We start from the raw sequence: 21,897 nt of genomic DNA on the forward strand, positions 1-21,897 counted from the left end.
CGGTATGAGCAAGGCGACGCGCGTGACCGTCACGCTGGACCCTCAGGTGGCGGAATGGGCCAGGGAGGCCGCCGACCGCCAGAACCGCAGCCTGTCCTCGGTGATCAATGCCGCGGTGCGCACCACGCTCGTACACGACAGCCTGACCGCCCTGATCATCGACGAGGAGGCCGAGCTGGCCGCCGCATATGACGACGTGACGCTCACCCAGGCCGCCGAAGAAGATGCCGGCGGCGCGGCATGAGAACGCGCAGACCCGCTCACGCCGAAGGCGACAGAGCATGAGACGCGGGGAAATCTGGCGTTATGCCCCGACGCTCAGTGACGGCACGCCCTTCCCGCGGCGCATGACGGTCGTGCTGGTGTCCGATTCGGCGGTGATCACCTCGCGCTATCCCTGGCTGCACGTCGTCCCGTTGCGCGACGCCGACCCGGGTCACGTGCTGGCGACCAAGACCGAGCACGGCTGGGCCGACACCCTCGAACTGCACCGCGCTTACCGCCCGTGGCTCAGCGAATACCTCGACGTGCTGACACCGTCCGAGACGGAATCCCTCGACGCGCGACTGCGGGCGACCCTCAGCCTCTGATCGCACCGGGACCGCGACTCGCCCTCGGCCGCTACGTCAGCGTGGCCAGCGCGAACGGCAGGACCGCGTCGGCTCCGGCCGCGCGCAGCGCGTGGGCGGCGACGGTGAACGTCCAGCCGGTGTCGGTGAGGGCGTCCACCAGCAGGATCGGGCCCGATACGGCGGTGAGGTCGGGGACTTCCCATGACCCGAACAGTCCCGCGACGCGATGGGCGGAGTTCGCGGCGGAGACCGGCGGCCGGTCCGGGCGGGTGCGCAGGGTGCCGAGGTCACGCAGGCGGCCCACCTCGGCGAGCCGGGCGGCGAGGCTGGCGGTGAGCACGGGATGGCGTGCGGATTCCAGCGCGAGTACCGACGTGGGGCGGGTCGCCCAATCCCATTCGCGCAGAACGGCGATGCAGGCATCGAAGACCGTGTCGGGGACGGGGGCGTCCGGTCCGTCGAGCAGCGTTCGCAGGCGCTGCCCCCAGCCGAGGTCGGTCAGCCTGCCGAGCACGCGACCTGTCTCGGCGCCATCGGAGATCTTGCCGGACAACGGGATTCCGAGTTTCGCCATCCCGGTGGGCCACTGTTTGCGCGGCGCGAGGTCGATGCCGGGACGGTCGAGCCGAGCCCTGGTCGCCGCGACGGCATCGGCGGCGACAGTGCGATCGGGCCGGGCGCCGGTGCAGTTGTCGCAGCGGCCGCAGCCGGGCGAAGCTCCGGGGTCGGCGGGTAGTCCCGGGTCGTCGAGTTGGCGGCGCAGGAATTCCATCCGGCAGTCGGAGGTGGACTGGTAGTCGATCATGGCTTGCTGCTCCGCCTCGCGCGCGACGGACAAGCGTTCGTAGCGTTCGGCGTCATAAGTCCAGGGCTGACCGGTGGCGATCCAGCCGCCGCGCACCCGGCGCACCGCGCCGTCCACGTCGAGCACCTTCAGCACCATCTCCAACCGGGAGCGGTTCAGCTCCACCAGCGGCTCCAGCGCCGCGGTGGACAGCGCCCGCTCGGAGTGCAGCGCGTCGAGCACCGCCCGCACGATGTGCTCGCGCGGGAAGGCGACGGAGGCGAAATAACTCCAGATCCGCGCGTCTTCGGGGCCCGGTAGCAGGACCACCTCCGCGCGATCGGTGCCGCGCCCGGCGCGACCCACCTGCTGGTAGTAGGCGATGGGCGAGGACGGCGCCCCGACGTGCACCACGAATCCGAGGTCGGGTTTGTCGAAACCCATGCCCAGTGCGGAGGTGGCGATGAGCGCCTTCACCTCGTTGTTCAGCAGCGCGGCCTCCAGGGCCTCGCGTTCGGCGGGGTCGGTCTGGCCGGTGTAGGCGGCGACGTTGTGGCCGTGGGAGTTCAATACGTCGGCCAGATCCTGCGCGGCGGCGACGGTGAGGGTGTAGACGATGCCGGAGCCGGGCAGCCGGTGCAGGTGACCGCTGAGCCAGGCGGTGCGCTCCACGGCGTCGTCGAAGCGGACCACCGACAGATGCAGCGACTCGCGGTCCAACGTGCCGCGCAGCACCAGGGTGTCGGTGCCGATCTGGGTGGCGACATCGGTGACCACCCGGTCGTTGGCGGTCGCGGTGGTCGCGAGCACCGGCACGTCGGTGCCCAGATCGGCGATCAGGGTCCGGATGCGGCGATAGTCCGGCCGGAAGTCATGGCCCCAGTCCGAGACGCAGTGCGCCTCATCGATGACCACCAGTCCCGCGTCCGCCGCGAGCTCCGGCAGCACCTGATCTCGGAAATCCGGGTTGTTCAGCCGCTCCGGGCTGACCAGCAGCACATCGACCGCGCCAGCGGCGACTTGCGCGTGGATCTCGTCCCATTCGGTCACATTGCCCGAATTGATGGTGGCGGCGACCACCCCGGCGCGCTGCGCGGCGGCCACCTGGTTGCGCATCAGCGCCAGCAGCGGCGACACGATCACCGTCGGCCCGCGCCCGCCGCCGCGCAGCAATTTCGCGGCGATGAAGTACACCGCCGATTTGCCCCAGCCGGTGCGCTGCACCACCAGCGCCCTGCGCCGCCGCACCACCAGCGCCTCGATGGCGGTCCACTGATCCTCCCGCAGCCGCGCACCCGGCCCGGCCAGCTCGCGCAGCAGCTGCTCGGCATGCTCGCGCAGGCCGGGGGCGGTGAGGTCGATCGAGGAGACATCGGTCGCCGTGGTCATGCGGACCATCGTGCCCGAGGGCACCGACACGTGATGTCGCGCCCGGCCGTCGCCCCTGCCGTTCTGGCGTGACTACTCGTTGTGACCCGTGGTGGGTCCGTTCCGGGCTCGGGTGGACCGCGTGGTCGCCGCCGCCAGTTCGACCAGTCGGGCCCGGACCAGGTCCGGTCGCTCCTCCGCGATGAAGTGGCCGCAGTCGCGGACCAGTTCGAGATGGTAGTCGTCGGCTCGCGCGGTCTCTTCGGCGGCGAGCGAGGGATGGATCGCGGCGTCGGCGACGCCGAACAGCGCGCGGATCGGCACGGTTGCCCGGCGTTGTTCGCGCCGTACGGCGGACCGTGGGGCTTCCCGCAGGAGGAAAGTCCGGTAGGTGTCGGTCGCGGCGTGAGCGCAGACGGAGTCGCGGAAGCGGTCGGCGTATGCGCGGATCACCTCGGGTCCGAACTCGTCGCGATTGCGTACCGCACCGGCGAAGATCAGCTTTTCCAGGAAGCGGGTGCGTCGATGCAGGTACGTGCCGAACGCCGCGATCGGCGGCTGATAGACCAGGAACCTCCACGCGTGCGGGAGGAAACCGCGCAGTGTCTGCCAGGGGTGGGCGATGTTCAGCGCCAGCAGCGCGTCGAATCGTTCCGGTGCACGCAGCACGAGCAGGTGGGCGATGTAGCCGCCCCAGTCGTGCCCGACCAGCAGGACGCGGTCGAGGCCGAGCGCGTCCAGCAGGGCGAGCAGATCGGAGGCGACCTCCTCCTTGGCCCACCGGTGTGGCGCGGGGCCGGACCAGCCGTACCCGGGCAGGTCCGGCGCGATGATCCGCAGTCCGTCCGGTGGGTCGGCGAGCAGGTGACGGTACGCGTAGTGATGCTGTGGCCAGCCGTGCAGCGCGAGCACGGGGCGTCCGTCCGGGGCACCCGCCTCGGTGACGTGGAAACGGATGCCGCGCGCGGTGACGAACGAGCGCCGTACACCGGCGATGTCCGGCGGACCGGCCGCCGGGTCCGATTCCGGAGCGGGTGCGAAGAACGAGGGCCGCCAGGGCATATCCGATCGTAACGAGAAGATCGGCACCGAAGCTACGCGGCCGTCACCCCTTCACGCACAGCACCTGGTGCAGCGTCGCGACGACGTCGACCAGGTCGCGCTGCGCCGCGATGACCTCGTCGATGTCTTTGTACGCGGCGGGGATCTCGTCCACCACGCCCGCGTCCTTGCGCGACTCGACGCCCTCGGTCTGGGCGATGAGGTCGGCGACGGTGAACTGCTTCTTGGCCGCATTGCGGCTCATCCGCCGTCCCGCGCCGTGCGAGGCCGACTGGAACGACGCCGGATTCCCCTTACCGCGCACCACATACGACCGGGTGCCCATCGAGCCGGGGATCAGCGCGAGATCGCCCTCGCCCGCACGCACGGCGCCCTTGCGGGTAACCAGCATCGGCACACCGTCGATGATCTCCTCCGCCACATAGTTGTGGTGGCAGCTGATCGGCTGCTCGAAACGCACTCCGCGACCGGCGAATTCGGCGCTGACCGCGCGGCACACCAGGGCGAGCATGACCGCGCGGTTGCGTGCGGCGTACTCCTGCGCCCAGGTGAGGTCGCGCCGGTACGCCTCCATCTCCGGCGTGCCGGAGACGAAGACCGCCAGGTCGCGGTCGGGCAGGTCGGCGTTGTGCGGCAGGGTTCGCGCGATCGTCATGTGCCGCTCGGCGAGTTCCTTGCCGATGTTCCGGCTGCCGGAGTGCAGCAGGATCCACACCCGGTCGTCCTGGTCCAGGCAGACCTCGATGAAGTGGTTGCCGCCGCCGAGCGTGCCCATCTGCTTGTGCGCCTTGGACTCGCGGGCCTGCACGTGATCGTCGAGAGCGCCGAAGGAACCCCAGAAGCGGTCCCAACCCGCGCGCAGCGTCGGGGTGCTCACGCCGAGCCAGGCGACCTGGGTGCCGAGCCTGGTGACGTCGACCGGGTCGTGGTGGGCCTGGAACCCCACCGGCACCGCCGCCTCGATCCGCGAGCGCAGCGAGTGCAGGTTGTCGGGCAGATCGGCCGCGGTGAGGTCGGTGCGCACGCTCTCCATGCCGCAGCCGATGTCCACCCCGACCGCGGCGGGCGACACCGCGTCCTTCATCGCGATCACCGAGCCGACCGTGGCCCCCTTGCCGAGGTGCACGTCCGGCATGACGCGGACGCCGTGGACCCATTTCAGCGCGGCGATATTGCGCAGCTGCCGGAGCGCGGCCTGCTCGACCTCGTGCTCGTGGGCCCACATCAGCGTCTGCGCCTTGGTGCCGCGCAGCTCGACGGGAAACATGGTCTCGATCCTCTCGTTGCTTCTCACTATCAACGGTAGGGACCGAGAGCCCCGGATGCACCCGAATATCGACCGACCGGACGGTCCGATTTTTAGCCGGTGACCCGACCGAGCCCCGCGCGGTAGACGCGCTCGGCATTTCCGTGCGCGATCGCCGTGACCAGGGCTTCCGCGTCGGCGGTGGTGATCGCGTCGGCGGCGAGCCACTCGTCCATCAGCGTGCCGAGTCCGCGCCGCCAGAGCAGTGCGCCCAGGTAGTGCAGTTCCGGCAGCCCGTAGCCGTCCGAGGAGTAACACAGCGCACGGAACGGGGCGAGCTCGAGTGTCTCCGCGAGCAGCGCCGCGGCGCGGTGCCCCACATACGGGATGGTGAGGCCGAGATCCACGTGGACGTGGTCGAAGAGGTGAGCGAGGTAGGCGGCGTTGCGATGGAACGGCCAGCAGTGCAGCAACATCACCGAGAGCCCTTTGCCCGCGGTGCGGCGCAGGAAGTCGGTGAGCAGCAGCGGATCGCTGTGCCGCAGGTGGAGGTCGGGGTCGCCGAACCCGGTGTGGAATTGCAGGGGGAGGCCGAGCTCGGCCCCGATTCGCGCGCCGAGCCCGACCAGCCAGCCGAGCACATGCGGATCGGTGAGCCGGTGTTCGGGAGCGAAACTGGTCGGCGGGTGATCCTGCGCCGGAAAATCCAAGCCGCAGCGGTAGGCGACGATCGTCTTGAAACCGACGGCGGTGGCGGCGCGAGCGCGCAGCTCGGCTTCGATCCGGTCGTAGACGCCCGACACCGCCCCGACCTGCGCGATGACCTGTTCGGCGACCTCTTCCAGGCGTACGACCTCGTGCACGTCTGCGTCCACCAGCGCGGCGAAATCCGCTGCGCCACCGCCGATGCCGGTGTCCAGGAACCATCGGGTCACGCCCGACGCGCGCAGCAGCCGCGCGGCGGCTTCGCCTGCCCCGAGCTGGGCGCGATGGCGCAGATAGACGTCCGGGCCGACGTGCGCGGGCAGGTCGAGCGCGGGCGCGCACCAGCGGCGCACCGCCAGCCCGATCGCGGAATCGAAACTGCCCCGCGCCCCTTCGCCGAGCAAGCGCTCGAAACCGGGACGATCCAGCGTGCCGCGGTCGACGCCGTGACAGTGGTGGTCGGTCAGCGGCACGTCGTCGGTGAGCACGTCAGAACCGCCAGCGCGTCAGGGCGATGAGTTCTTCGGCGCTCGCGTCGGCGTATCGTTCGGCTTCCGCGCGGCGCACGGTGAGCAGCGCGTCGTGCAGCTCGGCGCCCATCGCGGTGGCGAGCACCCGGGACGCGGCGAGGTGGTCGGCGGCTTCGGCCGGGGTGGTCGGCAGTCGGCGGACGTCCGAGATCTTGCGGGCCTCGGCATCGAAAGTGACCGGGTCGCCGCTGATTTCGGCGGGCAAGCGCAACTCTTCGGCGATACCGGCGAGCCCGGCCGCGATCACCGAGCCGACGATCAGGTACGGATTGCCGGTCGCGTCGAAGCACTTGATCTCGGCGTTGGCCGCCCACCCTTCGGTGCCGCGCACCCCGGTGATGAAGCGCAGGGCCGCCTCTCTGGTCTCGCGACCCCAGCACTGCCACACCCCGGCCCAGCGCGAGGGCTCCAGACGCAGGAAGCTCGCCGGATTGCCCGCGCCGACCGCGACCAGCGCGGGCAATTCACGCAGCACCCCCGCCAAGAACGCCTCGCCGGTGCGCCGCATACCGTGCGGACCGTCACCGCCCGCGAACAAGGGGCCCTCGTCGTCGTGCACGGACAGATGCAGGTGCGCTCCGGAACCGGCGCCGCCCGGCTCGATGGACGGGGCAAGCAGCGCCCGCCACCCGTGCCGCGCGCTCACCTGACGGATCGTGTGCCGGACCAGGACGGCCTCGTCCGCCGCGGTGACCGGCTCGGACGGCTCCACCGACAATTCCAATTGGCCGAGCGCGTATTCGGGGTGGAACTGGGCCACCGCGACACCCTGCCGGTCCAGTGCCGCGACCAGCTCGGCGGCGTAGTCGGCGACCTGCCCGAGCCGCACGATGCCGTAGGCGGGGCCGTGCACGGCGGGTGTGAAGCCCTCCGTGTCGTCGGCCCGGCCCACGGACCATTCGGTCTCGAAGGCCATGGACAACCCCAGTCCCGCCGCGCGCGCCGTCTCCGCCTGGCGGGCCGCGAAGTGACGCTGGCAGGCGACGAAGCGGGCGCCGTCCTGGGTGTACTTGTCGGCGGGCGCCCAAGCCCAGCCGGGCTGGCAGGCCAGTTCGGTCAGCTTGGACAGATCCGGGACCAGCCGCAGATCCCCGTCGGGACCGCCGAGATAGCGCCCGACCGTCATCAGGTCGTCGAAGGCGAAGGTCTCGAAGCACGGGGACACACCGACCCCGTACCAGGACGCGAGGTCGAGCCGCTGTTTCGGCACCGCTTTCACCCGCGTGATGCCCGCGTTGTCGACGAAGCTCAGCGCGATCATGGACGCGTCCAGCTGGTCGATCAGCGCGGTGTCGCCGTCGGCGGGAATGCGATCCGGCGTGGCCATGCGTACACGATATCGGTTCGGGCCCACCGGGAACCGAGGCGCGGTGATCAGCGCGGTGTCGCCGTCGGCGGGGATGCGATTCGGCGTGGCGGCTTGTTCACCACGCTTTCGGCGCAGGTGCGCTGGGAGCCGAGGCGCGCGGTAATGAGGTTAGGCCCGGCGAGCTCACTTGCTCGGGCGCAGGGGGAGTAAGGACACGCGCGTCCTTACTCGGCGACCAGCGCGGCGGTGATCTCTTCCCGGGTGGGGAGCGAGCTGCTCGCGCCCAGTGTGGTCGTCGCCAGCGCACCGGCCGCGCAGGCCCAGGTCAGCGCCCATTCCGGGCCGCGGTGCCAGGCGGCGGCCAGCGCGCCGGTGAACGCGTCGCCCGCCCCTGTGGTGTCGACGACCTCCACTCGCGGGCTGGGGCACGACACCCGCGTATCGCCCGGGCCGCGGTAGTCCGCGCCTGCCGCCCCACGGGTCACCACAACGTGCGGAACCTGCTCGAGGTAGTCGTGCAGCTGCTCGGCTTCACCCGAATTGACCACCGCGACATCCACATCTGCCCACAGCTCGGCGGGCAGGCGGCGGACCGGCGAGGGATTCAGCAGGACGGTCGTGGCGTGCGCGCGGGCGTGGCGCGCGGCGGCGGCCACCGTGTCGATCGGAATCTCCAACTGGCACAACAGGATATCGGCGGCCGCGATGGCCGTCAGGTCGTCCTCGGTGAGCTCGGTCATCCGCGCGTTGGCGCCGCCGACGACGATGATGCTGTTCTCTCCGTCGCTGTCGACGACGATCGTGGCGATGCCGCTCGGTCCGGCCACAGTGCGCAGCCCGTCGACGGCCACCGCGGAATCCGTGAGCGTCGCGCCCAGTTCGGTGGCGAACACGTCTTCGCCGACCGCCCCGAGGAATCGCACCGCCGCACCGGCTCGCCGCGCCGCGATGGCCTGATTGGCGCCTTTCCCGCCCGGCACCATGGCGAAGCTCGTGCCGAGCACCGTCTCCCCGGGAGCGGGTCGCCGCGCGGTCGTGGTCACCAGGTCCATGTTGATGCTGCCGAGCACCACGATCGCCGGAGCGTCCTGTTCGGGCGTCATATGGCCGGACGGTAGTCGCCGAACCCGCGCCGTGCACGTAGCCGCGTGCCCGACGGCAGCGTTCTCGCCCCACTCCGCGTAACGAGGTGCCGCGGGAGCACCGGGTCACGCGACGCACCGTGATCACCGGCCTCGGCCCAGCTGCCGACGACCGCACCGCGGAGCCGGGAAATCCTTGGTCACGTCGACTGTGGCCTGTCCGACGGCGAACGTTCTCGCGACCGGATGCTGGTGTGGCCGAGCAGGTGGAATCGGCAGTGCCGCCGGTGCGTAGGCTGTACCCATGACGGTAGGAACGACGACCCAGCCGGATGTCCGCGAGGTGGTGCACGAGGCCGCGCGCAAGGCCAGAGTCGCGTCGCGGACGCTGGCGCGGCTGACGACCGCGCGGAAGAACGAGGCGCTGCACGCCGCCGCCGACGCGCTGCTGGCCGCCGCCGACCGGGCGCTCGCCGCCAACGCCGAGGACATCGCCGCCGCACAGGCCGCGGGCACCGAGGAGTCGCTGCTCGACCGGTTGCGGCTGACCAAGCCGCGGATCGATGGCATCGCCTCCGGACTGCGTCAGGTGGCCGGGCTGCCCGATCCGGTCGGCGTTGTCGTCCGCGGCTCCACGCTGCCGAACGGCCTGGAGATCAAGCAGGTGCGCGTGCCGCTCGGTGTGGTCGGCATGGTGTACGAGGCCAGGCCGAACGTCACGGTCGACGCGTTCGGGCTCGCGCTCAAGTCCGGCAACGCCGCCCTGCTGCGCGGGTCGTCCTCGGCCGCCCGCTCCAACGCCGCGCTCGTCACCGTGCTGCGCGAATCGCTTGTCGCGCAGGATATCCCGGCCGACGCGGTGCAACTGCTGCCGAGCGAGGACCGCTCCAGCGTCACCCATCTGATCCAGGCCCGCGGCTTGGTCGACGTCGTCATTCCGCGCGGCGGCGCCGGGCTGATCAACGCGGTCGTCCGCGACGCGCAGGTGCCCACCATCGAGACCGGTACCGGCAATTGCCACGTGTACGTGCACGCCGCCGCCGATCTGGACATGGCCGAGCAGATCCTGATCAACGCCAAGACCCGCCGTCCCAGCGTGTGCAACGCGGCCGAGACCGTTCTGATCGACGCGGCGATCGCCGACACCGCGCTGCCGAAGCTCACCGAGGCGCTCGAGCGGCACAACGTCACCATCCACGGCGACCTGCCCGGCCAGGTTCCGGCGACCGATGCCGACTGGGGCGAGGAATACCTCACCCTGGACATCGCGCTCAAGGTCGTCGACGACCTGGACGCGGCGGTGGAGCACATCAACACCTGGGGCACCGGCCACACCGAGGCCATCGTCACCGGCGACCTGTCGGCCGCGCGCGAGTTCACCAGCCGCGTCGACGCCGCCGCCGTCATGGTGAACGCTTCCACCGCGTTCACCGACGGCGAGCAGTTCGGCTTCGGCGCCGAGATCGGCATCTCGACCCAGAAGCTGCACGCCCGCGGCCCGATGGCGCTGCCGGAACTGACCTCGACGAAGTGGATTGTCTGGGGCGACGGCCAGATCCGTCCCGTCTGACTCGCACTGGTCGCGGACGACGGCACATCGGTACTGCCGTACCGTGAGGGTGGGTACGGAAGAAAGGTACGCGTCGGTGTCGGACACTACGGGTCAGGAACCGGTCTTCGCATCGGTGGACGATGTGATCGAGCGGTTGGCCAGCACGGGGTACCTGGCGGACAAGGCCACCGCCACGTCGGTGTTCCTCGCCGATCGGCTGGGCAAGCCGCTGCTGATCGAGGGACCGGCGGGCGTCGGCAAGACCGAGTTGGCGCGCGCGGTCGCGCAGACCTCGGGCGCCGAGCTGGTCCGGTTGCAGTGCTACGAGGGCGTCGACGAGGCTCGCGCGCTGTACGAATGGAACCACGCCAAGCAGATCCTGCGGATTCAGGCCTCCAGCGAGAACGACTGGCAGGAGACGAAGGCCGACGTCTTCACCGAGGAGTTCCTGCTGTCGCGGCCGCTGCTCACCGCGATCCGGCGCACCGAACCGACGGTGCTGCTGATCGATGAGACCGACAAGGCCGACGTCGAAATCGAGGGCCTCCTGCTCGAGGTGCTCAGCGACTTCGCGGTGACGGTGCCGGAGCTGGGCACCATCACCGCCAGCCGCAAGCCGTTCGTCGTGCTCACCTCGAACGCCACCCGCGACCTGTCCGAAGCCCTCAAGCGCCGCTGCCTCTACCTGCACCTGGACTTCCCGGACGAGGAACTGGAGCGGCGCATCCTGGCCAGCCGGGTGCCCGAGCTGTCGGCCGCGGTCGCCGCGCAGTTGGTGCGGATCGTGCACGTGCTGCGCGGCATGCAGTTGAAGAAGCTGCCCTCGGTCGCCGAGTCGATCGACTGGGGCCGCACGCTGCTGGCGCTCGGCCTGCGCGATCTGGACGACACGACCGTCCGCGCCACTCTCGGTGTCGTGCTGAAGCACCAGAGCGATCACCAGCGCGCGCTGGCCGAACTGAAGCTGGCCTGAGCCATGGCGGCGGGATCGGTCCCTGCGGATGTCGCGTCGCTGAGCGCGCCGCACGGGCTGCCCGGCCACCTGGTCGGCTTCGTTGAGGCGCTGCGGGCGCGCGGTATCCCGGTCGGCCCGTCCGAGACCGTGGACGCGGGCCGCGTGGTGACCGTGCTCGACTTGATGGACCGCGAGGTCCTGCGCGAGGGCTTGGCCTGCGCGCTGCTGCGGCGCACTACGCACCGAGCGACCTTCGACGGACTGTTCGACCTGTGGTTCCCCGCCGCGTTGGGGGAACGCGTCGGGGCGGCGGACGAGGTCGAGATTCCCCGCACGCCCTCCGGTGACGTGGACATCCCGGCGTTGCGCGAGCTGCTCGCCGACCTGCTCACCCAGGACGCGACCGCGCGGCTGGAGGCACTGGCCGCGCAGTTGGTCGAGCAGCTGGGTCAGTATCAGGCCGCGAGCCAGTCGTCGTTCTCGGCGTACAAGGCGCTGAAAGAGGTGCAGCCGCAGACCTTGCTGGCCAAGATTCTCGCGGGACTGGCCGCGGGACCCGACACCAGCGAGTTCGACATGGAGATCGCCCGCCGCGCGGCCCGCCAGCGCATCGCCGGATTCCGCGCGACCGTCGAGGCGGAGACCAGGCGCCGCGTCGCCGAACGGATCGGCCGGGAGCGGGTGGCCGGATACGGCGTCGCCCGCCAAGCCGAGGAGGTCGATTTCCTGCGCGCCTCGGAGGCCGAACTCGCCGAACTCAAGCGCGGCACCCAGCGTCTGGCCCGCATCCTGGCCTCCCGTCTGGCCGCCCGGCGCAGGCACGCCCGCCGCGGCGAGATCGATCTGCGCCGGACCTTGCGCAGATCCATGTCGACCGGCGGCGTGCCGATCGATCTGGTGAACCGCAAGCCGCGTCCCGGCCGTCCGGAACTGGTGCTGCTGTGTGATGTCTCCGGCTCGGTGGCAGGTTTCAGCAACTTCACGCTGCTGCTGGTGAGCGCGTTGCGCGAACAGTTCTCCCGGGTGCGGATCTTCGCGTTCGTCGACCAAGTAGACGAGGTCACCCGGTTCTTCGACCCGCGCACCCAACTGGACCAGGCGATGACCAGGATCTTCAGCGAGGCGAACGTGGCGGGCTTCGACGGGCACTCCGACTACGGCCAGGCGCTGACCGGGTTCGCGAGGGACTACCCGGACGCCGTCACCAGTCGCAGTTCGCTGCTCATCCTCGGCGACGCCCGCACGAACTACCGCGACCCGGAGCTGGCCACGCTGCGGTCGCTGGTCGCGGTCGCCAAGCACGCGCACTGGCTCAATCCGGAACGACGCGACCAGTGGGGCACCGGTGATTCCGCCGCGGACAAGTACCGCGAGGTGATCGAGATGCACGAATGCCGCTCGGCCAAGCAGCTCACCGCGGTCGTGTCCCGGCTGCTGCCGGTGTAGGAGACGAGCATGGACGACGCCTCGCTCCTGGCATATTGCCTGGCGAAGCCGGGTGCCTGGCAGGAAGGCCGAGAGCCCCACGGCCTGGGCCAACGGCAGCCGGAAGGCCGTCCGGCCCGTCGCCGGGTTGCGACAGGCCGGACCGGACCCTACGGACTCAGTGCACGCAGCCTGCGGCGTGGAGGTCGGCGTACACCTCGTCGGAGACGGTGATGAGGCCGAGGCCGACATTCGCCCCCAGGTCCACATCCGCTTCGAGCGCGCAGGTCAGCAGTTGCGCGGTGACGACGATGGTCTGGTCGGCCTGCGCGGCGCCCGCGCCCGCGATGGTCGAACAGGCCAGTGCCACGGCGATGGCACCTGCTTTGACGAATCGCACGATGTCCTCCTTCGAATCGAAGTGTGCACAGCTTGGATTGGTCATTCGTCCGGGGTGATCGAGCTGTGTCCGGTGGACATCGGTCGCCCCGGGCAGACGCCTTGCCGTCTGCAGTTGCAGACCCTAACAACGGGCGTCGGCTGTGGCCGCTCGCGTCGGCAACACCGGCGATTCGCCTATCCGCCTCAGTGCGGTGTGGTTTGAATGTTCAACGCTTCCATGAGGAACGATATCGGCGGGTATGGTCTCGGCCGACGGAACTGCGAGCCGGGTCGCCCTGTCGGTCGAGGTGATCGCGCGGCCCCGGCGGAGAGCAGATCACCCAAAAGCGTTCGTTAAGCGAACTTTTGGCGCACGCCGACAAGATCGGCGCCCATGGTGAACACAACGCCGCGAGATCCGGCGGCGGTACACAACAGTCATTCGTTCCAGGTCGATCTGCGCGGGATCGTTGACCTGCTCTCCCATCACCTCTACTCCGGTCCACGGGTCTATCTGCGCGAGCTGTTGCAGAACGCCGTCGACGCGGTGACCGCACGCATCAGTCTGGAACCCGTGGCCCGCACGGTGATCCGGCTCGTAGTGGACGAGTCGGGCCTGCGGATCAGCGATCCCGGCGTCGGCCTGACCGAGGCCGACGTGCACCGGTTCCTGGCCACTATCGGTCGCTCGTCCAAGCGTGACGACATCGAAGGCGCGCGCCGAGAGTTCCTCGGGCAGTTCGGAATCGGGCTGCTGGCCTGCTTCACGGTCGCCGACACCATCCGCGTGGTCACCCGATCCGCCACCGACACCACGGCCCCACCGGTCGAGTGGCTGGCCGCCGCCGACGGCACGTACGCGGTGCGTGCGCTCGATCCCGATGACTATCCGGAGCCGGGCACCACGGTGTGGCTCAGCCCGCGCGGCGGGGCGCGAGCGTGGTTCCAGCCGCGGCGGGTGATCGATCTGGCGCGCGAATTCGGGTCGCTGCTGCCCTACGAGGTGACAGTGGAATCCGACGGTGTCGTCGAGTCGGTCACCGACGGCCTTCCGGTATGGCGGCGTGCATATGCCACCGCGGAGGACCGCAAAGCCGCATTGCTCGAGTACGGTCACCGGACGCTGGGTTTCCCGCCGCTCGACGCGATCGAACTCGATGCCGGTCCGGCCGGGGTGAGCGGTGTGGCCTACGTGCTCTCCCAGCCGGGGAACCCCACCGAGGGCAGTGCCCACCGGGTGTACCTGAAAGGGATGCTGCTGGGTGACGCGGTGCGCGGCGTGCTGCCGGACTGGGCGTTCTTCGTGCGCTGTGTGATCGACACCGATACGCTGCGGCCCACCGCGTCGCGGGAGGCGCTCTACGAGGACGAGCGGCTGGCCGTCGTCCGGGAAGTACTCGGCGACCAGATCCGGGACTGGCTCACCGAGATCGCCGTCGAGCAGCCGCGGCGGCTGGCCGCGTTCCTGTCGGTGCACGCGCTCGGGGTGAAGGCGATGGCCAGGCATTCCCTCGATCTGTTGCGGATCATGCTGCCGCACTTGACTTTCGAGACCACCGACGGACGCGTGCCGCTGACCGAGTTCGCCCGCGACCATCGCACGGTGCGGGTGACCTCGACGGTCGAGGAATTCCGCCAGGTGGCCTCGACCGCCGCCGCGCAGGGGATCGGAGTCGTCAACGGCGGCTACGCCTACGACCGCGACCTGGTCGCGCTGTTGCCGCGGCTGGTGCGCGGCGTCGAGGTGGTCGAACTCGACGCCGAGGCGATCACGGCGGCCCTGGATATGGTCGACCCGGCCGAGGAATTGGTTCTCGCGCCGGTGCTCACACTGGCGCGCACCGTGCTGGACCCGCTGACCTGCGACGTGATCGTCCGGGCCTTCCATCCGGTCTCGGTGCCCGCGCTCTATCTGGACGGACGCGCCGCCCGCACGGAACGAGCCAGGGCGCAGACCGCCGAAGGCGCGGACGAATTGTGGTCCGAGATCCTCGGCGCTCTGGCGGCCGCGGTGCCGCGTGCCCAGCTCGTCCTGAACTACCACAGCCCGATCGTGCGCAGACTGACCCGCATCGGCGACCCGGGATTGCTGAAGACGGCGGTGGAATCGCTGTACGGCCAAGCCCTGCTGATGACCCATCGCCCGCTCAGCGCGGCGGACACGGCACTGCTCAACCGCGCTTTCGGCGAATTCCTGGGCTGGGCAACGCATCGCGGCGAAGGGACCGAGTGACCATGGACACCGCCACGATCACGACGGAGTTGGCGCAGGTCTGCGCCCTCCCGCACGGCCGCATCCGCAACGAGCGACTCGAAACGCTGGCCGCCGCCGCGAAAGCCGGACCGGACCGCGCGCTCGAAGGCCGTGTGCTGCTGGAACTGGCCAAGTCCTACACCTTGGCCGGGGAACGGGATCTGGTGCCGGTCGCCTATGGCAGGCTGCTGCGCGTCTACGACGATCACCCCGTCGAGCTGGGACCGATGACCCATTCGGTGCACTGGCATCTGAAGTGGATGACCTGGGGGATGATCGACAACCCATCGATACCCTTGCCCACGGTTCACCGTTGGTTCGACGAGCTCGACAACCGTTTTCGTCAGCGTGGATACAGCCTGCGCCCGGTGCTGGCGTTGCGCGCCGAACTCGCGCGCAAGACCGGTGACAGCGCGTCGGCCACCGAGTTTCTGGAGGCGGCGATGGCCGCCCCACGCGACGGCATGTCCGACTGCGACGCCTGTGAGCGCAACGAATGGGGCACCGCCAGCGTGTCATTCGGCGACGACGACGCGGGCCTCGCGCACTGGCAACCCGTGCTCGACGGCGACCGGACCTGTGCCGAAGAACCGCACCGGGTGCTGGCCGCGGCCTTGCTTCCGCTGGTGCGCACCGGTCGCGTCGCCGCCGCGCGCAGCGCGCATCTGACCGGGTACCCCTTGGTCCGGCACACCGAGGACCTGCGAGCCTCGGTGGCGCTGCACGCCGAGTTCTGCGCCCTGACCGGAAACGAGGCGCGCGGGCTGGAGATCCTCGCCGAACACGCGAGCTGGCTCACCGATCCGGGTGCCGACGCCGCCGCCCGGCTGGCGTTCGCGACCGGCGTGTGCGTGCTGCTGCGCAGGCTGGTCGCGCTGCGGCTCGGCGATCTTCCGCTCGCGTCCGGGACCGTGGAATCGATCCGCGCGGATCTCGAAGTCGAGATCGGTGCGCTGTGCACCCGCTACGACGTCCGCAACGGCAACAGCGTGGTCAGCCTGCGCACCGCCGCACGGCTCGCGGCCCGGCCCCTGCTGGACGGGCTGCCGCTCGGCCTGCGCAGCCGGTTGCCCCGCGCGAGCGCCCTGTCCGCGGCTCCCGCGGAACTCTCCGGTGATCCGACCGCCGAGGTGCGGCGGCTCGCCGAACTCGGCGCCGCCCGGCTCGGCGACGCGCCCGAGCAGGCGGAAGCCCACCTGCGCGAGGCCCTGGCACTCGGCACGCCGGTGTTGCCGCCAGAGGAGGCCGCCCGGCTGGGTGCGCAGCTGGTCATCGCCATCGCCAGCCAACCAGGCCGCGCGCTGGACCTCGCCGACGCCGCCGTGCGTGCCGCCGCTCGCTGGGAAGGGCTCTCTGAACCGGACGTGTTGCACCACACCCTGGTCGCCGCGCGCGCATTCCACCGCGCCGAACGCCACGGCGAGGCGGTCGCCCTGTTCGACCAGGCGCTCACCGGCGCCGAGATACCCTATCCGCCAGCCGAACTGGCCCTGGTGCGCAAGCAGTTCGGCCTGTCCCTGACCGCGTTGAACCGGCACCGCGAGGCCGTGCATCACTTCCTCGACGGGGCCCGCCTCGTCGAGCACGATCCGGAGCGGTCCACGCTGCACGCGGAACTCGCGTGGTCGGCGGCCACCGCGTTGGAGCACTGCGGGCAGGACGAGGAGGCCGTGGCGGCCTACCACCGCGCGGCCGAAGTGTGGGCACGGCTGGGCGAGGTGGCGGCGCGGGCGCGCTGCCTGCGCTCGGCGGCCTGGCTCCAGGTGTCCGGCGGCGCGGGTGCCGGACCCTGGCTGCACTCCATGCGGGCCTTGATCGCCGAGCTGGCGCCGCTGGCCGGGCAGTCGGCGCAGGCGGCCGACGAACTCGCGCGCACTCGTGCCCACCTGGCTCGCATGCTGGAGTTGGGCGGCGTCCGCGAGTCCAGCGCCTAGCGCTGCCGTTCGGTGTGCGGGCGGGCGTCCCCAGTTGGCGTCCGCCCTGCTGACCGGCCCGAGGCGACCCGTTAAGCTCGGCAGTCATGCACGAGACAGGTCGGCGCGGCCGCAAGCTCGGGGTGATGGGCGGCACGTTCGACCCCATCCACCACGGGCATCTGGTCGCCGCCAGCGAGGTCGCCCATCGCTTCGAGCTGGACGAAGTGATCTTCGTCCCGACCGGACAGCCGTGGCAGAAGTCACACAAGCGGGTCAGTCCGGCCGAGGACCGCTACCTGATGACCGTGATCGCCACCGCGTCCAACCCGCGGTTTTCGGTCAGCCGCGCGGACATCGACCGCGGCAAGGTCACCTACACCGTCGACACACTGCGCGAGATGCAAGCGCAGTATCCCGACGCCCAGCTGTACTTCATCACCGGTGCGGACGCGCTGGCCAGCATCCTGACATGGCAGGATTGGGCGGAACTGTTCGAACTGGCGAAGTTCGTCGGGGTGAGCCGTCCGGGGTACGAGCTGAACACCGATCATCTCGAGGACCATCTGCGAGATCTTCCGGCCGATGCGGTGACCATGATCGAAATCCCCGCGTTGGCGATCTCGTCGAGCGAATGCCGTCGCCGCGCCGCCGAGAACCGGCCGGTGTGGTACCTCGTCCCCGACGGGGTGGTGCAGTACATATCGAAGCGGCACCTGTATGTGCCCGGAGCAGCGGAAGGTAGCTGAGCGTGAGCGAGCGCAAAGGTGCGGGCACGAGTGCGCGGACCATCGAGACAGCCGTGAACGCGGTCGTGCCGGAATCGAGCGCCAGCGGGGTGCGGGCATGAGTGCCTCGGTGGAATCGGTCGAGATCGCCCAGGTCGCCGCACGGGCCGCCGACGAGAAGCTGGCGTCCGACGTGGTGGTGCTGGACGTGTCCGAGCAGCTGGTGATCACGGACTGCTTCGTGATCGCGTCCGCGCCCAACGAGCGTCAGGTGAACGCCATCGTCGACAACGTGGAAGAGAAGCTGCGCGCCGCCGGGCACAAGCCGGTTCGGCGCGAGGGCACCCGCGAAGGTCGCTGGGCGCTGCTGGACTACGTCGACGTCGTAGTGCACATCCAGCACAATGACGAGCGCAATTTCTATGCGCTGGAACGCCTCTGGAAGGACTGTCCGGTCGTGCCGGTCGAAGGCGTCACCGGGTCCGGGCCCCAGGCTCGGGACGCGGCGGCGGAGGACGAGGCCCGATCGTGAGCAGACATGCCGGCGTGCGCACTCTGATTCTGTTGCGCCACGGGCAAACCGAATGGAACGCCGCCGACCGGATGCAGGGCCAGATCGACACCGATCTCACCGAACTCGGTCGCAGACAGGCCAAAGAAGCCGCCCGCGAACTGGTTTCGCGCAATGCCATCGCGATCCACTCGTCGGATCTGCGCCGTGCGTTCGACACCGCGACCGCGCTGGCCGACCACACCGGCCTCGCCGTCGTGCCGGACACCAGGCTGCGGGAGACCAATCTCGGCGACTGGGAGGGACTCACCCACCTCGAGGTGGACGCGGATTACCCGGGCGCGCGCATCGCGTGGCGGCTGGACGCGAGCTACACACCCCCGAACGGGGAGAGCAAGCTCCAGGTCGGCGCGCGGTCGCTGCCGGTTGTCCAGGAGTTGCTCGCCGAGCGGCAGGACTGGCCCGGCCGGACTATCATCCTGGTGGCGCACGGCGGGCTGATCGCCGCCCTCACGGCCGCGCTGCTCGACCTCCCGCCGCAGAACTGGCCGATCCTCGGCGGATTGGCCAACACCAGTTGGGTGCAGCTGAGCAGTCACGGCCCGAGCATCGAACAGCCCGGCTGGCGCCTGGATGTGTGGAACGCAGCGGCGAAGGTAGCACCAGATGTCCTCTGAAGATCCGATCAGATCGGTCCCGGACGAACTGTTCCGTAAGGTGTCGGCGAAGCCCGAGCGGCAGCTGCCGGACGCGTTGTTCGGCGGCCCGCCACCGGCAGCGCGTGAACCCGAAGCGCAAGTCGAGGCATCGTCCTCGGGCACGGCGGAATCCGGCGGCTCCGCCGAGGAATCCGACGGAGGGGACGCGGACGACGATCGATCGGTGGCGGCGGTATCCGCGGAAGTCGCCACCGGGGTGCAGCCGGGTGCCCGTGCCGGTGACGAGCCCGTCGTCGCGCGATCCGGCGATGTCGAGTCCGCGGTCGGCGACGGCGACGGGCCCGCCGATGTGGCCGAGGACAACGGCTCCGCGTCGGTCGGAACGGCCGAGCACGACTCCGAATCCGCCGATTCCATGGCCGCCCAGACCTCGGAGGGATCCGCACCCGGCGTAGCTGCCGACTCTGCCCCTCCCACCGCGGAACCGGCGGCCGACGAGTCCGACAAGTCGAATGCGACCGCGCGGCCGGTGCTCCTGGTGCTCGCCGACTCGCTGGCCTATTTCGGGCCGAAGGGTGGCCTGCCCGCCGACCATCCGCGGATCTGGCCGAACCTGGTCGCCGCCGAATTGGATTGGGATGTCGAGCTGGTCGCGCGGATCGGCTGGACCTGCCGCGACGCCTACTGGGCGCTGATCGGCGATCCCCGGGTGTGGGCCGCGGTACCGCGCGCCGGTGCGGTGGTGTTCGCCGTCGGCGGCATGGACACCTTGCCGTCGCCGCTGCCGACCGCGCTGCGCGAGCTGATCCGGTACGTGCGCCCGCCCGCCCTGCGCCGCGCCATCCGCGCCACCTACAACTGGTTGCAGCCGAAACTGTCGAAACTCGGCCGCCCGGTAGCGCTTCCACCGAAGGTGAGCGTCGACTACCTGGAACAGTCCCGCACCGCGCTGGCGCAGTTGCGTCCCGAGCTGCCGGTCGTCGCGGTGCTGCCCTCGGTGCACAACTGCGACGCCTACGGACGCGTGCACTCCGGTCGGCCGCGCGCTGTCGCGGCGCTGCAAGCCTGGTCGGAGCGGACCTCGGTGCCGCTGGTCGACTTGGCCGACGCCGTGCGCGACAACATCTTCTCCGGCGAGGCGAACCCGGACGGCATCCATTGGGGCTGGGCGGGCCACACGGCGGTGGCGAACGCGATGGTCAAGACCCTGCAGGAGGTTCGGTAGTCCGTGGCCGTCGTGGTCGTCACCGATTCGTCCGCCAGCCTCCCTGCCGAACACCTCCACGAGCTGGATATCGCCGTCGCCCCCCTGCACGTGCTGATCGGGGACCGGGCGATCAGGGAGGGTGTCGACCCGGTCGTCATCGATTACGCCGCCGACACCGTCACCACCTCGGCCGCCTCACCCGGCGAGCTGTGCACGGTGTACGAGCGGGCGTTGGAGCGCAGCGGCGGCGACGGCGTTGTGGCGGTGCACCTTTCGCGGCAGTTGTCCGGGACGTGGGAGGCGGGTCGGCAGGCCGTTCGCGACATGGATGCCGCCGATCGCGTCCGCTTGGTCGACTCGCTGGGTGCCGGGCTCGCTACCGGACTGCCCGCGCTGGCCGCCGCCCGGCGGGCGCGGGCCGGGGCGCCGCTGGACGTCGTCTACGACGCGGCGGTCGCCGCCTCCGTGCGTGCCCGGACGTTCATCCTGGTCAATCGCACCGAGCAGCTGCGCCGCGGCGGCAGGCTGTCGTCGGCGGCGGCGTTCTTCGCGACCGAGCTGGTCACCAAGCCGCTGCTGCACATCGTCGAGGGGCGGCTCGAACTGCGCGAGAAGGTCCGCACCCGCTCCAAGGCGTACACGAAACTGGTGGCCGCGGCCGTCGACGCGGCCGGTGACGACGGCGCCGCGGTGGGCGTGCAGCACCTGGGCGCCGAGGACGCCGCGCACACCATCGCGGGGCAACTGCGCGAGCGCATTCCGGGTATCCGCGAACTCATCGTCGCCGAATTCGGTCCCGCGCTGGCGGTGCATCTCGGGCTCGGCGCTATCGGCGTGCTCGTCGTCCCAGGTGGTTGCGCCTGATCTGCGGGGCGCCGCGCGATCGTGGCTCCTACGAAGCCTGCACGCGCGCAAACAATCTCGATGATCGGAATGCGAGCGCGTCGCCGCACGCACGGTTAGCGTCGGCGGAATGACGAGTTCCGCGAAGCCGCAGGTCCGTCCACCACTGACCGTGTCGTCGGTCGACTGGGAACATCCGGACGCGGTGACCTTACGCGCGGAGATGGCCGCGGAAGTCGGACCACGCTACGCCTACTTGGCGAAGACCCTGCGCACCAGCCCGAATGCCGTCGATCCCGCCACCGTGCACCGCACGTTCGTCGCGTACTCGGACCAGCCGGTCGGCCACGCCGCGGTCCGCTGGAACGCGCGGGAACTCGAGCTCAAGCGGATGTTCGTCCGTCCCGCGCACCGCGGTTCGGGAGCCGCGGCGCTGCTGCTCGCCGCCGCCGAGGACGCCGCCCGCGCCGCCGGAAGCCCCCGACTGATCCTGCAGACCGGCCACCTGCAACCCGAAGCCGTCCGCTTCTACGAACGCAGCGGCTACCACCGCATCCCGATCTTCTCCCCGTACGAGGTTCTGCCGCTGTCGAACTGCTTCGCCAAGGATCTGCGCTGAAGAGCGGATTTCGCCGCCTGACCGGCGCATAGCGTCGGGAAGGAGCTCACATCGCGTCCTTCGATGGAGTTCGGCGACGACGCGGCAAGCTGACCAGGACGAGGGACCATCGCCGAGTTGTGCACAACGCGGCGGTTATCAACAGATTCCCTGAATGCGCTGGTCGGCCGGGTTCTCTCGGCACACGGCGGC

General features: G+C 70.3%; 20 protein-coding genes. 13 read left to right on the forward strand and 7 right to left on the reverse strand.

Annotation, left to right across the window (positions count from 1 at the left end; translation table 11 throughout):
- Positions 1 to 4 precede the first annotated feature (4 nt).
- Positions 5 to 244, forward strand: a complete 240-nt coding sequence (locus tag ON34_RS06980) for a hypothetical protein (protein ID WP_040775922.1) — start codon at positions 5 to 7, stop codon at positions 242 to 244.
- A gap of 37 nt (positions 245 to 281) precedes the next feature.
- Positions 282 to 590, forward strand: a complete 309-nt coding sequence (locus ON34_RS06985; protein WP_040775832.1) for a hypothetical protein — start codon at positions 282 to 284, stop codon at positions 588 to 590.
- A 31-nt stretch (positions 591 to 621) separates the two neighbouring features.
- On the opposite strand, the gene ON34_RS06990 is transcribed toward ON34_RS06985, so the two are convergent.
- From ON34_RS06990 to ON34_RS07015, 6 genes are all read right to left on the reverse strand, one after another.
- Entirely contained in the window at positions 622 to 2,745 is a 2,124-nt protein-coding gene (locus ON34_RS06990) for a RecQ family ATP-dependent DNA helicase (protein ID WP_040775924.1), read from the reverse strand.
- 72 nt (positions 2,746 to 2,817) lie between these two features.
- Positions 2,818 to 3,786, reverse strand: coding sequence for an alpha/beta fold hydrolase (locus tag ON34_RS06995; protein ID WP_051022222.1), 969 nt, complete (start codon positions 3,784 to 3,786; stop codon positions 2,818 to 2,820).
- Positions 3,787 to 3,829: 43 nt separating this feature from the next.
- A complete protein-coding gene (locus ON34_RS07000; protein ID WP_040775834.1) occupies positions 3,830 to 5,053 on the reverse strand; it encodes an RtcB family protein in 1,224 nt (407 codons plus the stop codon).
- Positions 5,054 to 5,145: 92 nt separating this feature from the next.
- Entirely contained in the window at positions 5,146 to 6,225 is a 1,080-nt protein-coding gene (locus ON34_RS07005; protein ID WP_040775836.1) for an amidohydrolase family protein, read from the reverse strand.
- Position 6,226: 1 nt separating this feature from the next.
- A complete protein-coding gene (locus tag ON34_RS07010; protein WP_040775838.1) occupies positions 6,227 to 7,594 on the reverse strand; it encodes a type I glutamate--ammonia ligase in 1,368 nt (455 codons plus the stop codon).
- Positions 7,595 to 7,800: 206 nt separating this feature from the next.
- A complete protein-coding gene (locus tag ON34_RS07015; RefSeq protein WP_040775840.1) occupies positions 7,801 to 8,679 on the reverse strand; it encodes a ribokinase in 879 nt (292 codons plus the stop codon).
- Positions 8,680 to 8,962: 283 nt separating this feature from the next.
- On the opposite strand from ON34_RS07015, the gene ON34_RS07020 reads away from it, so the two are divergent.
- The 3 genes from ON34_RS07020 to ON34_RS07030 all read left to right on the forward strand — a co-directional run bounded on the left by ON34_RS07020 (position 8,963) and on the right by ON34_RS07030 (position 12,611).
- A complete protein-coding gene (locus ON34_RS07020; protein WP_040775842.1) occupies positions 8,963 to 10,228 on the forward strand; it encodes a glutamate-5-semialdehyde dehydrogenase in 1,266 nt (421 codons plus the stop codon).
- A 76-nt stretch (positions 10,229 to 10,304) separates the two neighbouring features.
- Positions 10,305 to 11,183 carry an AAA family ATPase gene (locus tag ON34_RS07025; protein WP_040775928.1) on the forward strand — a complete coding sequence of 293 codons (879 nt, stop codon included), beginning with the start codon at positions 10,305 to 10,307 and terminating at the stop codon, positions 11,181 to 11,183.
- Between the two features lie 3 nt (positions 11,184 to 11,186).
- On the forward strand, positions 11,187 to 12,611 hold the full coding sequence (locus ON34_RS07030) for a vWA domain-containing protein (RefSeq protein WP_040775844.1): 1,425 nt from the start codon (positions 11,187 to 11,189) through the stop codon (positions 12,609 to 12,611).
- A 157-nt stretch (positions 12,612 to 12,768) separates the two neighbouring features.
- Here the strand turns inward: ON34_RS07030 and ON34_RS07035 are convergent, their stop codons facing one another.
- Positions 12,769 to 12,990, reverse strand: a complete 222-nt coding sequence (locus tag ON34_RS07035) for a hypothetical protein (RefSeq protein ID WP_157172197.1) — start codon at positions 12,988 to 12,990, stop codon at positions 12,769 to 12,771.
- Between the two features lie 375 nt (positions 12,991 to 13,365).
- On the opposite strand from ON34_RS07035, the gene ON34_RS07040 reads away from it, so the two are divergent.
- From ON34_RS07040 to ON34_RS07075, 8 genes are all read left to right on the forward strand, one after another.
- Positions 13,366 to 15,204, forward strand: coding sequence for an HSP90 family protein (locus tag ON34_RS07040; RefSeq protein ID WP_040775848.1), 1,839 nt, complete (start codon positions 13,366 to 13,368; stop codon positions 15,202 to 15,204).
- A 2-nt stretch (positions 15,205 to 15,206) separates the two neighbouring features.
- Positions 15,207 to 17,159 carry a tetratricopeptide repeat protein gene (locus ON34_RS07045; protein ID WP_040775850.1) on the forward strand — a complete coding sequence of 651 codons (1,953 nt, stop codon included), beginning with the start codon at positions 15,207 to 15,209 and terminating at the stop codon, positions 17,157 to 17,159.
- 86 nt (positions 17,160 to 17,245) lie between these two features.
- Positions 17,246 to 17,887: a nicotinate-nucleotide adenylyltransferase gene (gene nadD, locus ON34_RS07050; protein ID WP_051022224.1), complete on the forward strand. Its 642-nt coding sequence runs from the start codon at positions 17,246 to 17,248 to the stop codon at positions 17,885 to 17,887.
- 97 nt (positions 17,888 to 17,984) lie between these two features.
- A complete protein-coding gene (rsfS, locus tag ON34_RS07055; RefSeq protein ID WP_040775852.1) occupies positions 17,985 to 18,398 on the forward strand; it encodes a ribosome silencing factor in 414 nt (137 codons plus the stop codon).
- The gene (locus tag ON34_RS07060; RefSeq protein WP_040775854.1) at positions 18,392 to 19,054 is read left to right on the forward strand and encodes a histidine phosphatase family protein; all 663 of its coding nucleotides are present in this window, start codon (positions 18,392 to 18,394) and stop codon (positions 19,052 to 19,054) included. The genes rsfS and ON34_RS07060 overlap by 7 nt, the downstream gene beginning before the upstream one ends.
- Positions 19,055 to 19,451: 397 nt before the next feature.
- Positions 19,452 to 20,261, forward strand: a complete 810-nt coding sequence (octT, locus tag ON34_RS07065; protein ID WP_157172199.1) for a diglucosylglycerate octanoyltransferase — start codon at positions 19,452 to 19,454, stop codon at positions 20,259 to 20,261.
- A 3-nt stretch (positions 20,262 to 20,264) separates the two neighbouring features.
- Positions 20,265 to 21,107 carry a DegV family protein gene (locus ON34_RS07070; protein ID WP_040775856.1) on the forward strand — a complete coding sequence of 281 codons (843 nt, stop codon included), beginning with the start codon at positions 20,265 to 20,267 and terminating at the stop codon, positions 21,105 to 21,107.
- A 109-nt stretch (positions 21,108 to 21,216) separates the two neighbouring features.
- Positions 21,217 to 21,705 carry a GNAT family N-acetyltransferase gene (locus ON34_RS07075; protein WP_051022225.1) on the forward strand — a complete coding sequence of 163 codons (489 nt, stop codon included), beginning with the start codon at positions 21,217 to 21,219 and terminating at the stop codon, positions 21,703 to 21,705.
- Positions 21,706 to 21,897: the final 192 nt, after the last annotated feature.

This window comes from Nocardia pneumoniae NBRC 100136 (genome assembly GCF_000308755.1).
Taxonomy (GTDB): Bacteria; Actinomycetota; Actinomycetes; order Mycobacteriales; family Mycobacteriaceae; genus Nocardia; species Nocardia pneumoniae.

Bases quoted from the DNA above. Each gene is read 5' to 3' on its own strand.
- ON34_RS06995 (WP_051022222.1), bottom strand. From the start codon at position 3,786: ATGCCCTGGCGGCCCTCGTTCTTCGCACCCGCTCCGGAATCGGACCCG.
- octT (WP_157172199.1), top strand. From the start codon at position 19,452: ATGGCCGCCCAGACCTCGGAGGGATCCGCACCCGGCGTAGCTGCCGAC.
- nadD (WP_051022224.1), top strand. From the start codon at position 17,246: ATGCACGAGACAGGTCGGCGCGGCCGCAAGCTCGGGGTGATGGGCGGC.
- rsfS (WP_040775852.1), top strand. From the start codon at position 17,985: ATGAGTGCCTCGGTGGAATCGGTCGAGATCGCCCAGGTCGCCGCACGG.
- ON34_RS07015 (WP_040775840.1), bottom strand. From the start codon at position 8,679: ATGACGCCCGAACAGGACGCTCCGGCGATCGTGGTGCTCGGCAGCATC.
- ON34_RS07010 (WP_040775838.1), bottom strand. From the start codon at position 7,594: ATGGCCACGCCGGATCGCATTCCCGCCGACGGCGACACCGCGCTGATC.
- ON34_RS07045 (WP_040775850.1), top strand. From the start codon at position 15,207: ATGGACACCGCCACGATCACGACGGAGTTGGCGCAGGTCTGCGCCCTC.
- ON34_RS07075 (WP_051022225.1), top strand. From the start codon at position 21,217: ATGACGAGTTCCGCGAAGCCGCAGGTCCGTCCACCACTGACCGTGTCG.
- ON34_RS07030 (WP_040775844.1), top strand. From the start codon at position 11,187: ATGGCGGCGGGATCGGTCCCTGCGGATGTCGCGTCGCTGAGCGCGCCG.
- ON34_RS07000 (WP_040775834.1), bottom strand. From the start codon at position 5,053: ATGTTTCCCGTCGAGCTGCGCGGCACCAAGGCGCAGACGCTGATGTGG.
- ON34_RS07020 (WP_040775842.1), top strand. From the start codon at position 8,963: ATGACGGTAGGAACGACGACCCAGCCGGATGTCCGCGAGGTGGTGCAC.
- ON34_RS07040 (WP_040775848.1), top strand. From the start codon at position 13,366: ATGGTGAACACAACGCCGCGAGATCCGGCGGCGGTACACAACAGTCAT.
- ON34_RS06980 (WP_040775922.1), top strand. From the start codon at position 5: ATGAGCAAGGCGACGCGCGTGACCGTCACGCTGGACCCTCAGGTGGCG.
- ON34_RS06990 (WP_040775924.1), bottom strand. From the start codon at position 2,745: ATGACCACGGCGACCGATGTCTCCTCGATCGACCTCACCGCCCCCGGC.
- ON34_RS06985 (WP_040775832.1), top strand. From the start codon at position 282: ATGAGACGCGGGGAAATCTGGCGTTATGCCCCGACGCTCAGTGACGGC.